The sequence below is a fragment of the Chitinophaga silvatica genome, assembly GCF_003419895.1.
Lineage (GTDB): Bacteria > Bacteroidota > Bacteroidia > Chitinophagales > Chitinophagaceae > Chitinophaga > Chitinophaga silvatica.
Map to the genome: position 1 here is coordinate 375,395 of NZ_QPMM01000002.1, position 18,197 is coordinate 393,591.

Genomic DNA, 18,197 nt, shown 5'->3' on the forward strand with positions numbered 1-18,197 from the left:
GTTGATGTTTTTACGTGGTGTACTACAGTTTGAAATCAATTCCCAATGCCCATATTCTGGATTGTGGATAAGCACCTCTGTCGATGCCGGTATTCATCACATCGCCGGCGATTTCCGGATCATATCCTGAGTACTTGGTGAAAGTATAGGCATTTTTAACCTGCCCATAAATGCGGATCGATTTAAACCCTGCTTTCATGAAGAATGGTTGGCGGAAAGTATAGCCAATCTGTATATTCTTCAGTTTGATGAAAGAACCATCTTCTATATATCTGTCTGAAGCCCTTGCATTATTGTTGTCATCTGTAAATGAGTAGCGAGGGTTTTTGGCATCATTAGTAGAACCCGGACCGGTCCATCTGTCGAGGATATTACGGAACTTATTGGTGTAGTTGGCATTTCTTTCATAGGCACGGTATACATCGTTACCATATGAAGAATAAGTGAAAATATTAAAGTCAAAGTTTTTGTACGCCAGTGAAATACTCCAACCCATAACGAATTTAGGGAAAGGATTACCAATCTGGGTTTTATCTGCGGCAGTAATTTCGCCATCATTATTTACATCTACGTATTTAATGTCTCCAGGTTTAGCACCTTGTTGTTTAGGAGCTTTATTAATTTCATCCTGAGTTTGGAACAAACCATCTGTTTTGTATCCATAGAAATAGCCGGGAGATTTTCCAACTTCAAAAGCGGTAACATTCTGAGATTGACCATTGAAGTAATTACCTCCATAAAGTACAAAGGTATTGTTGGAGTTGGTTTGTGTTACAACGCTACTATTGGTTGTAAATGTTACTTTAGTATTGAAGGTAAAGTCTTTAGACCATTTATCGGTATATCCCACTGTCAAATCAAGACCCTCAACTTTTGTAGAACCGATGTTGGCATCCGGAACTTTAGCGGTTCCTAAGTAAAGCGATGCAAGTGGTTTAAACAATAAACCCTTTACATCTTTCCGATAATAATCAGCTGCAACGTTGAATTTATTTTTATAGAAGGTTATGTCAAAGCCCACATTCATCTGGATTTGTTTTTCCCAGTTCAGGTCTGGATTCGCGTACGATCCTATTGTGGAACCCGGAACGAAGGTATTTCCGAACGTATACCCGTTATTGTTGGCATCATCATAATTCGGACCTCCGGTTACTACTTTTACGAAAGGAGGTGTTGAGTTTTCGTTACCAATAGAACCATAGCTACCTCTGATTTTTAAGAAATCGATGAAGTTGGATTCAAAGAAATCCTCCCTGGAAACTACCCAACCAGCAGATCCTGCATAGAAATCGGCAAACTTACCTTTTGGAAAGATATGAGAACCATCTCTACGCATACTGAAAGATGCCAGGTATTTTTCTTTATAATCGTAGTTAATTCTACCAAAATAAGAAAGGTTCTTTCTGAAACCTCTTCCCTGACCCATAGTTCTGGCATTCAGGTTGGCTGCAACATCACCTCTGGAATCTCTTACCTGGGTAGAAACTCCATTGATTACAGTATCGCGGAAATAAATAACACCAGATGAATTGGTTCCGGTTGCTGTATTTACATCTGCAAAATCCCATGAATTAAATGGTACATCCTGAGCAGTGACATTCATGTTGTAGTAACTGCTTTTGGTTAAACCAATACCAAGCACTGTTTCAAAATGATGGTTTTCTTTTATATTGAAATCATAGTTGGCGAAGGTTTCCGACATAATGCTGGAAGCACTGTTCGTATATTCATTTACGCTATTATGTGCGCTTGATGAAATTCCACCCAGTCCATTTTTTATCGCTACCGTAGATCCATCTGCATTCATGGTATTTTCCACATTCAACGGACCATAGAATACCAGTGGTGTGAAACTTTTTCCTATCTGGTTCCAATTGGTATAACCAAAGCGGGTGGTTACCTTTAAGTTCTTGAGTATATTATACTGGAGTTCTACTTTCCCAAATAATTTGTTACCATTGGATTTTCCATAAGTATTGTCCAATTTGGTAAGTGGATTAAAGATTTCAGATAATAAGAGATTGCTGAACCCATATTTTCCAACTGTGTTAGGTACATCATTATATACCGGAACGGTAGGATCGAAGTTCAAAGCACTACCGATGATAGAGTTAAAGGAATTTTCCTGGATACCCTTACTCTTGAGATTGGCATAGTTGGTATTTACTATCAATTTCAATTTGTTGGTGATATCAGCAGCTAAATTGGCTGTTCCGTTTATTCTGTTGAAGTTGGATTTATCACCGCCTCCAACAATACCATCCTGGCCTGTATATGCTCCGGATACGAAATAGGTGATCTTGTCGCTACCTCCCCGGGTGCTTACACTATAATTCTGCATTGGGGCGGTGTGGAAGATTTCTTTCTGCCAGTTAGTTCCCTTACCCAACTTGGAAAGATCCGGGAAGATGATATTTCCACCGGATGCGGTGCTACCTTCATTAAGCATAGCTGCATATTCGGTAGCATTTAGGACTCCGATGGTTTTTAAAACTTCCTGGGAGCCATAATTGAGATTAACGTTGATTTCCGGTTTTTGATTTTTCATACCGCTGCGGGTGGTCACTACCAACACGCCGTTGCCGCCTTTGATACCATATATAGCAGTGGTTGCTGCATCTTTCAAGACATTTATGGATTCAACGTCGGCCGGATTGAGGGCATTCAGGTCATCGAGCGACTGTTGTACTCCATCAATAATTACTAATGGTTCTACACCGGAAAAGGAAGGAATCCCACGAACAATAACCGTAAGTTTAGCACCCGGACTACCACTTTGCATCACATTTACACCGGAAGCCTGACCTTGTAGCGCTTCTTCTATTCTTACTGGTTTAAGGCGTTGAATATCTTCGTTTTTTACACTTGAAAGGGCACCGGAAACCTTGGTGATTTTTTGGGTACCGTATCCGATTACTACTACTTCACTCAATTCTTTATCAGATGTTTTAAGTCTGACGGTAATTGGACTATTTCCAATTACTACTTCCTGCTGGGCAAAGCTGATGGCTGAAATAGTAAGCACTTTGTCTTCTGCTCCAACTGAAATACTAAAGTTTCCATTTTCATCTGCAGCAACAGCTTTCTTTGATGTTTTTGCGAGTACTGAGGCTCCGGGCACAGGGGAGCCGGTTTCGTCTGTTACTTTCCCTGTCACAGTTCTTTGTTGTGCCCAGGATATTTGGGCAAACATTAAAAGTACCAGCAAAGGAATTCTTTGTAAGATTTGTTTCATACGTGAAATTGTTTTTGATAATGTTTCGTACAAAGGCTAATGTCTAATCGTTAAGGGATGATTTTCATATTATCGTCAGCGTTGGGCGTATTTTTTACGCTTAATTTTGTTGTTCTTGGTCGATATTTGTCGTTATATTCATATAACTTTTGACGGAATGAAGTTAGGACTTGCCAAAATTGAGAACAACTTTTGTGATACAACTCTATTACATCATTTTTGAGTAAGTGATTGATTTTTAATAAATACTTACTACATCATTACTACATCAACCGAAGTAATGCCAGCGTTATGAAACATTATTTACTATTTGCCCTATGTTTTTTTTACAGTTGGAGTGCCGGGGGCCAAAATACCATTGGCCTGCCTCAGATCATTAATTATAGTAAGATCGATTATCAGGCAGGTACGCAAACCTGGGATATAAAACAGGATAGCCGCGACATTCTCTACTTCGCCAATAATGAAGGAATGCTAACCTACGACGGTAGTCACTGGAAAGTATATCCGCTTCCAAACAGAACTATCGTCAGAGCCCTGGGAATTGATAGCGATGATAATATCTATGTAGGTGGACAAGGGGAAATAGGTTACTTCAGCACCGTTAATGGAAATTTGTCCTATACCTCATTAAAAGATCAGATTCCTGCGCAATACAACAAATTTGCCGATATCTGGCGTATAGAAATCTATAAAGGATCGATTTTCTTCCAGGCTTCCGATAGGATTTTTGAATACAGCAACAAACGTATAAAGGTATACGCAAACGATTGGCAGTATTTTAGACTGGCAGATAATACACTCTATGCACAGGATAAATCTAATGGCCTGCTCAAAATGAAAGGACAGGAATGGGTACCCGTACATACAAAACCCCAACTTACCAATACATTAATTACCGGTATTTCTTCCATAGGAGAGGATAGCGTATTAATTAGCACCCAGGCGCACGGTATCTATTTTCTATATAAAGACTCAATAATCAGACATCAGTCTCCTTTATCTACCAGCAACGCTAACGTTGCCGCCCGTATTAATTCCACAGAAATGCTGGTAGGTACCACCTCCGATGGGTGTATTATTACCGACTTTAACGGAAATATTGTTCAACAGATTACCCGCACTGAGGGGCTCCAAAACAATGACATTATCAGCGTATTCCTCGACCGTAATAATAATGTATGGGTAGGATTGAATAATGGAATAAGCATGATAGCTTATAATTCGGCAGTAAAGTTTATCACTCCAAATACTAAAAATGAATTATCAGGATATTCAACCCGCATTTTTCACAACGAACTTTTTATTGCCACCTCGGATGGAGCATACTATGTTCCTTTAAGCAACAACATCGGCGATCTTAGCTTTTCCAAAGGTGATTTCAGCAGGGTAAAGAACAGCAGAGGCGAAGTATGGCGATTGGATGAAGTAAATAATCAACTGTTGTTAGGTCAGCATACCGGGATAGCCGTACTACGGGATCATAGTAGTATAATGTTATCTGACCGTGCAGGTGCCTGGTTATATAAACCATTGACATCCGTTTTTCCTGCTACCGAAACCCTGGTTGGTACATATACCGGGATAAGCAGACTGTCGTTTCAGGGCGGAAATTTTGAACCATCACTCAAGGCAGATGGGCCTGAAGAATCGTTACGCTTCCTGGAAATTGATAATAACAATAACATCTGGGCCTCACACCCCTATAGAGGGGTATACCGACTTCAATGGTCGCCCAATCAGAAAAATATTACCTATCAGCTTTATACCGAAAGCGGGTTGCCTTCTGCCCTTAGTAACTATGTGTTTAAAATTAGAAACAGGGTAGTATTCTGTACGCAAAAGGGAGTGTATGAATTTAATGCAACCACCAACAGGTTTGAACCATCAGATTTTCTTAATCCCATCTTCGGGAATATGGAAATACGATTTCTCAATGAAGATGCTGATGGCAACATCTGGTTTTGTAGTGGTAAAACCATTGGTGTAGTTAGTTATAATCCTCCTGGCAGTGAGCAACCTTTTACCATTACAAGAATTCCAGAACTAAATGGCAAAATTTTACTGGGATTCGAAAATATTTATCCTTTTAATAACGAGAATGTATTTATAGGATCTGAAAAAGGCATTATTCACCTTAATTATAAGAAATATACCAATAGTAAACAGGTGATAAAAGTATTGCTAGGCCAGGTAAAAGCTTTCGGGAAATCTGACAGCATTATTTTTGGCGGTTACTTTAAAGCAAAAACATCTGCTGGTTATATTCAGGATGAAAATGATTTGTTAACTCTTCCGAGTAGCTTTAACTCCTTTCATTTCGAGTATAGCTCTCCGGCTTATGGCTTACAAAACAATATCGAATATAGTTATCAGCTAGAGGGGTATGATAATAAATGGTCGGCCTGGTCGCCGAAGCCGGAAAAGGATTACACCAACTTGCCTGATGGAAATTATACCTTTAAAGTAAAGGCGCATGATAACCTGGGGCATGAATCTACAGTTGTGACTTATGGCTTTATTGTGGCTCCGGCATGGTACAAAACATTCTGGGCCTATATCTGCTACTTCCTGCTATTTGGAGCCATCCTGTATTTACTCTATCACTGGCAACTGAGAAACCTGGCAGTTCAGCAACGCAGATTTGATGAGGAACAGCAGCGACTCAAATATATTCATCAACTCGAGATAGAGAAAAATGAAAAAGAGATCATCAAACTACAAAATGATAAACTGGCTAGTGAAATAAATAATAAGAATAATGCTTTGGCAGATGCTTCTATGCACCTTGTGGAAAAAGGAGATGCACTTGGAAAAGTAAAGGATATATTGGCAAACGTTTATAAAAAATCTGATAATCCGGAAATCAAGGATGCATTATTACTGCTTAATGACGCAGAAAAGAATAGCGATAACTGGGATAAATTTGCCGGCCACTTCGATGAAATCAATAATAATTTCCTTAAGAAATTAAAGAATAAATATCCAAGCCTTACCCATACCGATCTGAAAGTTTGCGCTTATCTCCAATTGCAGTTATCCACCAAGGAAATTGCTCAATTATTGGCAATTTCGGTACGTGGAGTGGAAATTAAACGATATCGTATCCGAAAAAAATTGCAGTTACAAACAGAACAATCAATGTCTGCATTCCTGAATGAGATTGCGGGTTCCTGAGGTTTGTTTTTTTAGGTTGAGGAAGGTGGATGAAAAACAGGGCTTAGTTCTGTCGTACAATCCACCTCCATCAATTCATCATCCTACAAATTCACTTTCTTCCATTCATCATTTTTACCACTCAGCAAATTCAGATTCACCAACAGGTAGCGTGGATCTATCATTACTTTAGTTGGAGGCGCATCCGAATAGAAAACAAGACGATTAATGCCATCAGTAAGTTTTACTGAAGTGATGATGTCCGGAATCCTTGCTTCAGGTGGATTGCGCATAGTGAAAATTCCCATGTCTACATACTCCTCATCCTTAATTGGTTTCTCATTACCTGCACCATCATCTTCAAATTTATGTTTCTCTACTTCCACTTCTATACGATATCTTTTATCGTCGGTTTGTGTGGCTTTAATGCTTCTTACCTTATTTCTATATACAATTACCTTGTAAAAATATTCATCAAAGCGCTGATGCATGGAATCAGGAACATGAGTCCGCAGGAAGGTGATCAGATCTTCTGAGAGTAGATATGGAGGTCCTTGAAACGCATGGGATTCACGGAATTCAAGCAGGTAGGTATTTAACAGGGAATCGCCCAGCATGGCACTAAGATTTCCGAAAGCCATGTCCATCTTCCCCGACATATAGGTGATGTTATAGGTATTGAAAATTGGTCGTTCCTGTATTTTTTCCTCTGCTCTTCCTGTTAAATAATTCTGAAGTGGCTGATAGAAAATCTTACCATCTGCATTACTTCCATATTTCCAGGAGATCCCGCTGGATGTATATTTGTTTGTCAGGCTACCATATACACCTGCGCCTGCAAATGCAGCCGGGGCAAGGGCATTGCTGAAATACTCTTTCAATACTGCCTGGGAAACCCTGTAATCCATGAAATTAGGACCTGCATAGTCGAAATGTGCCAGCATAGAATTTTCAGACAATGAACCTCCGTTGTATGGCATCTCTACAAACCTTAATAAATTAAGCGGCTGTTTCCCGCCTGTATAATGGAGGTAATCCAGATAATTTTTACTGATATTAAAAACGCTATCAGCATTGGTAGTATGACGAGGATGAACGTAGAGTTCTATTCTGGCACTATCCTGCATATCTTTGCTTACCCAATATCGCTCTAATTTCAGAAACTGACCTGAATAGATATCGAAACTTGGAGGTTGTTTACTTCCGGCAGTTGAATAACTGAAGTAATTGCGCTGGTGGTCACTCCATTGCTTTAATAATTTTCCTGGTGCAATAGCAGTATGTGAATTGTCGGTACTCACGGTGATATTAATATTCACCCAATCGCTATTGGCAGACCAGATATTTTTATATTTGGCAGTGGTGTCTGGTTGTTGACTGCTACTGGCAGTACGTGGGGCCAAACCATATTTTACCCTTGCATCGTTGGCTCCGATTTCTACACGTGGCTCATATCCTAAAATCGGGAAATCCATATCACTGGAGATCGACATATATTTAGATGAGAATCTGGCAATATCTGACTGCGTTTCATTTTTAAATCCTTGCGGGTGGATTTTGGTATTAAGTACCATTTCAAAATGCTCTCCCGGCAATATGGACTTTGCAAGTTTTAATGCAAAAAATTGCAGGCGTGGATCGTGAACGATTGATTGTGATTCATACCCTTTAACCGTAAAGCTTTCCAGTTTCAATTGTGGTGGTAATGTTGCTATTAAAGTATCAATGGCTTTTGTGGTTCTGTTTTCCATTGAATAGCGTATATTCATTACAGTTTTTCTTTCTGTAGGATAAATATCAGCATCAACATTAATATCCGTTACCCAGGGAACTGGTAAGGCGGCATAGGATTTATACTTCTTCTCATAGTCGGCCCTTTTTTGAAATGGTACTTCACTGGTTTGTGGCAGATACTCATTAAGTACGTTTGTATTATAGAATATATAGCTTCCGCAGGCTATCAGCGCTATACCGAATACTCCGAATGCCAGGATTGCAGCTTTATTAATTCTGCTCTTCATTAAACGAAGTCTTTCTCTGAAATTCAGTTCAATACCTCTTTTCCACAAAAGGTTCACCACAATTGTCAGAAGTATAGCAAATATTAACCAGTAAATGGTAAACCAGGTACGTCCGGCAAGGTAAGGCTCATAACCATTCATCTCTGAATAATCGATATTGTAACCCGCCCAGCCAGATAAAGGACCGTTGCCTGGTTTGGGTGGTGCTCCATAAAAAAGCAAATTATGCTCAATACCCAAACTTTTTGCAATAACATTCAGAATAAAGAACAAAATCATTATCGTATGTCCAACAAATTTATTCTTTACCAAAACCTGAATACCAAATGCTAATACCGCCAGGAGGGCATAGTATGGGAATACAATTCCATAGCATTCTAAAAGATAAACTCCCGGATTATAGATGGGGTAGCCCTTGTAAAGGATGGAAAAGAACATTGCAACTAGTACTAATGTACTGAGAATGAAAGCAATTCCTATAATTGAAAGTAACTTTGATCCTGTGAATATCCAGTCTGGAATCGGTAATGCATCTGTTATATGTGCAAGTTTAAGTTCCCTTTCTCTGTTTACTGCCTCTCCGGCAAAGAAAACAAGGATGATTAATGCAAAGATGCTGAAGTAGCCATTCTTTATTTCAAGCACATATCCGGTGGTTGGATAGGTTAGTGAAATGCCATCATAAAAGAGAATGAATCCGGCTGCAAATATCATCACTATAAAGAATATAGTTTTGAGATGATAGGAGAGTTCCAGCTTTGTCTGGAAAAATAAGTGGTGCAGATTATCCTTGAACCTGAAAGTTCTGTTTACAGTTGGGATGGCTATACGCGCATCTTTGGCCGAGGTATCTTCCTTAATTTTCCTGGCCGATTGCTTGTCTTGCATCCATCTCCCAAAATCAAATCTGATATATCCTATCAGAAATAAAATAAGTCCAATTCCCAGCCACAATAACCTGTTATAAAGCATCCAGCTTTCCATAGGCACGAGGGCAGTGTTTCTTTGCACTATATTCCATCCTCTGATCATAGTAAAGAAAGCATGCTCGCCATAGGGATCGAGATAACAGTATAAGGTAAGATCTTCCGGATTAAAGAAGCGTTGCGCAATCATGTTTAAGGCAATGATCAATACCGCTGTCATATAACCTCCAAGTACGTTTCTCGTGAGCGTAACCATAGAGAAAAAAATGAGGCTGGCAATCACAATATTAAAAATGATCAACACAAAAAATGGCCATATAAAATATATTGCCTTAAATGGTTGTAAGGTCGCCGGATCATGACCAGGCATCAGATAGCCGATTGTAATCCCAACTAATACTGCTGTTGCAATAATCAGAAGTATTACAAGTGTACCTAAGAACCTTCCTAATAAATAACCACTTTTGGTAATTGGTAAAGCAAAGTAAAAATTAGCTGCTTTTGTTTCTCTATCCCTGATAACGGGAACACTCATTAAGGCTGCTGCAATAGCAATCAGCCAAATGCTCATATGTGAAATGAAGTAACTGATAGTTATGCTCGAATTGGCATAAACTCTTTGTCCGGCTCCGCCATAGTTTACAAATAATGTAGACCCATGAATAGAATAAAAGCTAAATAGCAGAAAGGCCAGAAAGTAAATATAGGTATCCCACCGCCTGAAGCGATATTGGAGTTCGAATTGAAATATCTTGATAAAACTTTGCATCGGAAAAATTTGAAGTAATAGAATTACAGCATTACCAGATTCACTTTGCTGGATATAGCATGGAAGTATACATCCTCCAGATCCGCGTCTATTGGACTAAATCCGGACTCAGGTAAACTTTCGCTATACACATGGAGCATGGTTTTGCCCCCGAGTAAATTGGTAGAAATCACTTTCATTCGGGAGGCATAATCTTTGGCTTCATGTTTTTCAACTACTTTCTTCCAAATCTTACCTTGCATACTGCTGATTATTTTCTTTGGTTCTCCTTGCAGCATTACTTCACCGCCACAGATTACAGCCATATTGGTACATAGGTGGCTTACATCTTCTACAATATGTGTACTTAATATTACTACCGCATTTTCACCGATTTCTGATAAAAGGTTATGAAAACGTACTCTTTCAGTAGGATCTAATCCGGCTGTGGGTTCATCTACAATAATGAGTTGCGGGTTACCGATCATTGCCTGTGCAATGCCGAATCGTTGTCTCATCCCTCCTGAATAAGTGCCCAGATTTTTATGTCTTACATTATAGAGGTTTACTTTGTGGAGAAGTGCCTCTACAATTTCTTTTCTTTCTTTTTTATTATTGATTCCTTTGAGTGCAGCAATATGATGCAACATAGTATCGGCACTTACACGAGGGTATACTCCAAAGTCCTGAGGTAAATAACCTAATAATCGTCTTACTTCTTCTTTTTGAGAGAGTACATCAATCTCTCCGAATTTAATGCTACCGCTATCTGCATCCTGTAAGGTAGATATAGTACGCATAAGGCTCGATTTTCCTGCACCATTCGGGCCCAGAAGCCCAAACATTCCTTTGTTGATTTGTAGTGATACTCCGTTGAGTGCCTGTACTCCATTTGGATAGCATTTCCGTAGGTCGTTAATGACTAGTTGCATAAATATTGTTTTGTATGTAGAATGAGCATGGCTTACCCGCTCCGCAGAAGCGGATAAGCCAAAGGAATTACGGTATTATGTTTTAGAGATTTATTTTATAGTAGATTGATTTGATCACCCCAAATCCATCATATTTGTTTGTATATGTTGCTCCCTCAAAGGAACCGGATGGCAGGATAGAAAATTCGTATACACTACCAGTCTTACCATCTGTTGTAGCTACAGCCAGGCGTTTACCCAGGTTGGCCGGAGTAAACATAGGATTAGAAATCAGCTGTGGGTTAAGTATGCTGAATGCCGTTATTTGTATGCCAGCTGAGAAAGTATAAAGTAAGGTGCTGCTATTGGCGGCTATATCATACTTATATATTTTATTATCGTTGGCATAAAATAACAAAGGCAAAATAGGAGAGAGGGCAAAGAATTTGGCTTTAGCCATATCCGGACTTTTATCTATTCCCATAACACTAATGGCTGGTGTTTGATTCTTATCACTATTTCCTCTGCTGAAATCCAGTTGGTAAATAAATACAGAATCATTGCTTTTGTCTCTCAGCAAAGCGGTCGACTGCCCATTGGGTGAGTTGTAGGCATATAGCATGGTTCTGTTGCCAACATTATTTATATCGAATGCTGCCTTAGGATTTGATGGGAATGTAGAAAAGGTGGTTTCATTCAGTGGAGTATAGATGAAACGGTGATGCTTTTCATCAAAAACTACTGTCGGATATGGACCAAAGTCGGTATACGGAGAACCCATTAAATAAGGAGCGGCCTCATAATCTCCACCCAATGCAGCTCCGTACTTGGCTACAGCAAAGGGGCCCGTCCAAATTCTGGTTAATACTTTCTTTTCTTTAAAGAGGTAATCTGAAATAAAATCTTTGCCAGGATTCGGATAAAGTGCTTGGTAATCGAAGGTCGTAGGCTTAGTATAGAAACCACTATCGTTGAATGAGACAAGCTGACGGAAATCAAATGGATTTATATATGCTCCTGCTTTATCGGTAAGACAGAAGATGTATTGTTTCATCCAACCGGCAGTGAGGCAGGTTACTTGTCTTGCTTCTCCAGGCAATTGACGCCCATTGGCATTTTGGAAGAGGTTATAAAGAGTTTTTCCTGAAGGCTGAATTATGGCAGCATCAGAAGAATCTGCGCTTGTATTATACCAAACCAACCAACCATTGGAAATACTACTTGTTACGATAAGCGTAAACCGATGCCAGGAGTTAACTCCCGTTGCTTCGTCTGTAACTTTCAGATAAAGTGTATAGCTTCCCGGTAAAGAACCAATCTGAACATTTAACTTTTCCGAAGTGGAAATATAATTGATGCCTGGATAATCGGGCCTTTGTGAATAGTAATACCAGGAATATGTTAACTGGCTTTTATCTGGTAGTTGAGAAATTACCGGAGCTATTTTCAGTGAGTCGAATTGTGTTACATACACGGTATCGGATGACACTGAGATATCGATCTTATTTAATTCCTTATAGCTATAATTACCTTTATCTTTCATACAAGCATTGGCAATAATTACTAATGCCAGAAGGAATAAGAAGAGTTTATAGTTGCGTTGCATGTTAGATTATTTAATTTGGAAAAGTAACAGGATTATTGTTTTCATCGAGCAATGGCCCATGGCTATTGTTATAGTTTGTAAGCGCATCTTTCAGTATTTGCTTTATATACAAATAGAATTGGAAATCTACTCCCCCAACCGGTGTTAGGTAATTGAATTCATAAATTCCTGTTACATCAATGATAAATCGATATTTTGTTTTGCTATAAACTCCAAAGAAGCCTACGAGTATGTTATCCCAATTGGCTGGTTTGGTAATGATGTTGTTGATCTTAATAAGATATTTACTATTCTCCTTTACAGCATCAGTAAAATCGCTATTGTTATTGATCTTCAATGAGAGACTTACTTCACTTGTTAATAACTCCGGTTGTTTCATTACCAGAATTTTAGCGGTATCAATAAAGCTATTTGCTTTAATCACGCAAGGGAGCAGACGGTAATGTTTGCCTTCTACTGCAGTTGAACCAGCATTCGCTACTATATTTACTGTTCTGTCATTAGCAACTGGTGAACCTGTTATTTTTACCGGTATTTTCACAGTGTCTTCATTCCATTGTTGAGGACGTATAGCAAAGGAATAGGTCAGACTGTCTTTTATGAAAACATAATCAAATGCTTCAGTATAGAAATAAGCACCGGCTTGAGAATTCCATACCAGGTTGTCATCTTTCTTACATCCAAAAAACATAAACAGACAACAGATATATAAACAATATTTTTTGATCATAGTACAAGGTTTATTATTTGCCATATTCGGTTTCCAACTCTGGTTTAGGTAACACATAAACATTATCGGTACCAGGTATATTACTATCTGGAAGTTGGGTGATCTTCAGACGTTTATAGTAGAAGAATGTTTGACCTTCGGCAAAAAATTCTTTACGATACTCTTTTCTGATTTCTTCCTGTAATTCTTCTTTGGTACCACTATTATTAAGTGGATCTCTTCCTCTATGTTCTCTGATCTGGTTCAGATAATTGAATCCTGCTTTCGTGTCTTGTATACATTCCGCGGCTATGTAGTAGAGTTCGGATACCCTGATTAATGGCATTAAATATTTAATGTTTGATGGTGCTTCATCAAGTTGCCAGAATTTACTGCAGAAAGGAGTTCCATTGTATAGCTTCCATAGGTATACATACCTGTAGTCGGTGCTACCACCGCTATTTACTTCGTATAGAGCTTTAACCGCAGTTGAATTATTATTTAGCAGATATCTGGCATCTGTGGTTCTGAAATGCATATTGGCATTATTTACCAGGTCACTTATATACAAAGAGAATACATGCTCGGATGAGAATGTTCTGTCGATTCTTTCCTCTGGCCCGCTAACTGCACTATTGACTACTAAAGGAAACTTCTTACTGTTAATAACTTCATCTGCATATTTAAGCGCATTCACTTTATCACCGATATAAAGATAGATCCGTGCTTTCAGCGCTTTTACAGCGTAGATGTTGAAGTGATTACTTCTTCTGGTCGCCATGTCTGTATTTGTTGCTTTATCCGGGCTATTGATTGGATCATCGGCAAGCAGGGTTTCTGCTAAGTTTAAATCTGCAAAGCACTGGTCTATAAATTGTTTGGCAGGAGAAGATGCAGTAGGCGTTTTACTGATAGTAGTTATATAAGGTACTAACAACTTACTGTTAGCGGCATCATATGCAGGAGCAAATAGTCTGAAAATATCGAAATGCAGGTAAGCTCTTATTCCCAGCGCTTCTGCTTTCACCAGGCGATAATCGTCGGCACCAAAAACCGATGATTTTCCATCAATCTGTGCAAGGATATTATTGGCATTGGAAATAGCATTATAGCTTCTCTCCCAAATCTTATCTATATATCCACGGGTATCTAGTTCTGTATACTTATGCAGATTGGCTTTGTAATAGAAGCTTCTTGTTTCGGTGAGGTCATAATCGTGCGAGATTACACTCATGAAGCCCATCGTCATTTCTCCTCCATAAATATCGTTTCTTCCCATTAGGCTATAAGTACCATACAATGCATCCTTAAAACCGGTGGCAGTACTGAATAATTGTTCCTGATGAACTTCTGCTTTAGGTTTAACATCCAGCCATTTATTACAACTGGAATTAAGCATACCCAAAGCTATTGTTATATATATTGGAGTGTATTTGAATTTCATAATCATTCGATTTAAAAGCTGGTTTGAATACCAAGTGAATATGATTGTGCAAAAGGATATGCTAATCCTCTTTCCTGTTTGATTGAGGTGATACGGAAAGGCTCAATCATATAGAAACTGGCTTTAAGTGTTTTGAGTGCGGTACGTTTTAGTAACCTGCTGCTTAGGAAATCGTATTGCAGTGAAATCAGCTTGCAATTCAATTGGTTGTTGTTTTGTACAAACCTGGACGTTGGCAAGGTTTTGCTTTTGTCCGCAATATTTTTAAAGAAAGTGTGATCACCTGGTTTTTGCCATCTTTCTTCTAGTACACGGATATCTACATTATAGCGTAAATCGGCATTTTCAACTCTATCTACCAGCGTTTGATTATAAGTCTGACCTCCTAATTGATATTCGAAATTGATACTGGCAGTTATACCTTTATACATGAGAGTAGTACCGAATATACCGCGGTATTTAGGCAATTCATCGCCCATAATTCTTTTATCGGCAGCATCCCAGATGTAGGTTCTTGAACCATCCTGTTTAAGAAATACTTCCCGGCCGTTGGCTGGGTCTATACCTAAAGATGGTACGGCAAAGATGGCAGTCATAGATTGTCCTTCCTGGTATAATTGTACAGGGGCGCTGCTGCTATCGCTTACTTGCTTGCTTTGCTGTTGTGTATTGTAGTCTTTTAAGGCTGCTGAAATATTTTTCAGGACGTTTTTGTTACGAAAAACAGTTCCGTTTACACTCCAGAAAATATTCTGCTTTTCTTTTTTAATAAGCATCAGGCGTACATCAAATTCATATCCCTGGTTTTCGACTTCGCCTACGTTTTCTTTATAGGAAAGGAAACCCTGAGAAGGGGCAATGGTAAGATCGATCAGCTGATTTTGTGTTCTTTCCTTATAGTAGTTGGCGGTAAAGGAGAGGTAGTCTTTAAATATCTTAACATCAGCCCCAATGTTCCAGGTATTTTTCTGCTGCCATTTCAGGGTTTCATTTCCCATCCCCAGCATATAGGCTCCAATTCTATCGAGGTAGCGTACATTCTGGAAGTATTGATAAGTAGTAATCGCCTGGTAGGAAGGGAAGTTTTGAGTTCCTGTACTACCATAGGAAGTGCGTATTTTTAAATAGCTAATATTCAATTTTTTACTCCATTCCTCATTATGAACATTCCATGCAGCACCTACCGAATAAAATGGAGCAAATTTATTTTTTGTTCCGAATTGAGAAGAACCGTCTGTACTTAAAGATAGATCTGCTGCGTACCTGTTGTTATAGGTATAGTTGAAGTTTGATTGAACACTAACACGACGAACAAGCGATTCATACCCTTCTGGTCTGCTGTCCTGGAGATATTTAGCTCCAAAAATTGGAGTGTTTAAGTCTTGGTTCGGATATCCCTCTGTTGTAACCATAACATTGTTAAGTGTGTTCTGACTTAAATCAAAACCCACAGTAGCAACGAACATATGTGCATCAACACGCTTGTTGAAGTCGAGATAGGAATTGATTTCATAGCTCGACATATTTAAATGGCCCTGTTTATATTGCCCCTTGCGGAAATAATCATTTTCTCCATAGTTCAGGAACATGGTATGATCGGCTGGCCAGAAATTATTTGCTTCCTGTCTGTTTTGATACAGGCTTGCGTTACTACGTAGTTTAAATGCCCGGGATAAAGACCACTCCAACGAAAAGTTGTCCATAACCGTTTGAGTTGTACCCTTAAAACTGGTATTAATATCCCCATTATACATCGGATTCGCTATCTTGGAAGTATCCCTTATGCCTGTATGGTTAATGAAATCCACAACTTTTAAATATTTCCCATTTGCATCTCTAACTCTCCAATATGGATTCATCACAGTATAATCACTAAAGTCGCCATAGGGAGAATAGGAGTCATCACTTTGAGAAACAGAAAGATAGTTGCGGATCATCAGTGATTTATAACGGTATGATAAAGTGTTACCGCCAGAATATTTTATGTTCCCTGAACCTTTCATTACACCATTAGATTGGTTCACCGATAAATCTACTCCATATCTGAAGTAAGAATCGCCACCATCAATGTAGATAAAGTGTCGCTGACCAAAGGAATTGCGGAGAGGTTGTGTCAACCAGTCGGTATTTACTCCCTGTGCTATTTCTTTTGCATGTCGGTTATATTCTTCATTAAGCCATTGTTGGAACTCCGGATCTTTACTTTCGGATGTATATAACCCACCGGCTTTTTCAGCCTGTAATTTCTGTGCTCCATTCAGCAGGTGATAATCCCTTAGATCAGGAGTGCTAGCGGTAAAGTCGCCCGTATATGATACTTGTAATTTACCTGGAACAGGTTGTTTAGTATAAACTACTACCACTCCGTTGGCGCCGCGGGAACCATACAATGCTGTTCCTGTTGCATCTTTAAGAATGGTGATCTTTTCCACTCTGTTCATATCCAGGTCCATAATCTTTTGAAGAGGCACTTCAAAACCATCTAGAATAAAAAGTGGCTGATTCGGATTAGAAAGATACTGACCTTTTAGGTTTGGGAGATTACTACTTCCTCTAAGCTGAATATCCGGCAATTTGTTTGGGTCGGAACCTGATAGGTTATTTTGAAATACCTGAAAGGAAGGGTCCAGCAGTTGCAAACTGGCAACGATATTCTGATTACCTGCAGCTCTGAGTTGCTGGGCATTGATACTGGTTACCGCTCCCGTAAAGCTTTCATAACTACGTTGTACCACTCCCGTTACTACTACTTCAGTTAATTTACTTTCTTCCTGAAGCATTCTGACATTGATAAAGTCTTGCTGTGCAACAGTTATTTCTTTTGGTTTGTATCCGATGTATTGAAATATTAGTACGCTGTTATTGTTCAGATCCTTTATCTGAAAGCTCCCGGTTTCATCTGAAAGTACCGCCATATTAGTGCCTTGTACGCGTACCGTAACCCCTGGCATTGCCTCACTTTTTTCATTTTCAATTCTTCCTTTTACCAATTTAGGACCTTCGGGTTTTGCTACTGGTTCGGTAATGTTATTCTGCGGAGGCCTGGCAGCTTCTTTTTTCAGGAGAATGTTATTACCTGAAATCTTATAGCTGAATGATCTGCTTACTAAAAGCTGGTTTAGTACAACATTTAATGGCTTCTTAGATAAGTGTAGTGTAATTTTCTTTTCAAGGGCAATTTCTTTTGAGTTGTAAATGAAACGAAACGGAACCTGTGATTCGATTTGTTTTAAAGCGTCTTTTAGATTTGCATTGTCGACATGCAGACTAATATCCGGGTTGCTGCTTTGTGCGTTGGTGGACAGTGTTGAAAATATAAGCAGTATCGGGATAAAAAGGCAGATGAACAATTGTTTCATCTGTAGTGATTTTGGTTTAAATGGCAGGGGGAAACTCCTGACCTTAAGGAATAGTTTTCCTTTTCCAATTACATACATAATT

At 39.0% G+C, this 18,197-nt stretch carries 8 protein-coding genes; 1 reads left to right on the forward strand and 7 read right to left on the reverse strand.

Going from position 1 to position 18,197, the window contains the following annotated elements; all coding sequences use genetic code 11:
* Positions 1-22: 22 nt before the first annotated feature.
* Positions 23-3,235 (reverse strand): SusC/RagA family TonB-linked outer membrane protein, encoded by a 3,213-nt coding sequence (locus tag DVR12_RS05850; RefSeq protein ID WP_116974576.1) that lies wholly within the window; start codon positions 3,233-3,235, stop codon positions 23-25.
* Positions 3,236-3,526: 291 nt separating this feature from the next.
* Between DVR12_RS05850 and DVR12_RS05855 the strand changes: the two genes are divergently transcribed.
* Entirely contained in the window at positions 3,527-6,412 is a 2,886-nt protein-coding gene (locus DVR12_RS05855; RefSeq protein WP_116974577.1) for a triple tyrosine motif-containing protein, read from the forward strand.
* An 83-nt stretch (positions 6,413-6,495) separates the two neighbouring features.
* Here the strand turns inward: DVR12_RS05855 and DVR12_RS05860 are convergent, their stop codons facing one another.
* From DVR12_RS05860 to DVR12_RS05885, 6 genes are all read right to left on the reverse strand, one after another.
* A complete protein-coding gene (locus DVR12_RS05860) occupies positions 6,496-10,107 on the reverse strand; it encodes an ABC transporter permease (protein ID WP_116974579.1) in 3,612 nt (1,203 codons plus the stop codon).
* 23 nt (positions 10,108-10,130) lie between these two features.
* A complete protein-coding gene (locus DVR12_RS05865; protein WP_116974581.1) occupies positions 10,131-11,018 on the reverse strand; it encodes an ABC transporter ATP-binding protein in 888 nt (295 codons plus the stop codon).
* 82 nt (positions 11,019-11,100) lie between these two features.
* A complete protein-coding gene (locus DVR12_RS05870; protein WP_116974583.1) occupies positions 11,101-12,603 on the reverse strand; it encodes a PKD-like family lipoprotein in 1,503 nt (500 codons plus the stop codon).
* 10 nt (positions 12,604-12,613) lie between these two features.
* Positions 12,614-13,333, reverse strand: a complete 720-nt coding sequence (locus DVR12_RS05875; RefSeq protein ID WP_158563211.1) for a DUF4843 domain-containing protein — start codon at positions 13,331-13,333, stop codon at positions 12,614-12,616.
* Positions 13,334-13,346: 13 nt separating this feature from the next.
* Positions 13,347-14,756 (reverse strand): RagB/SusD family nutrient uptake outer membrane protein, encoded by a 1,410-nt coding sequence (locus DVR12_RS05880; protein WP_158563212.1) that lies wholly within the window; start codon positions 14,754-14,756, stop codon positions 13,347-13,349.
* Positions 14,757-14,767: 11 nt separating this feature from the next.
* Positions 14,768-18,115, reverse strand: a complete 3,348-nt coding sequence (locus tag DVR12_RS05885; RefSeq protein WP_158563213.1) for a SusC/RagA family TonB-linked outer membrane protein — start codon at positions 18,113-18,115, stop codon at positions 14,768-14,770.
* Positions 18,116-18,197: the final 82 nt, after the last annotated feature.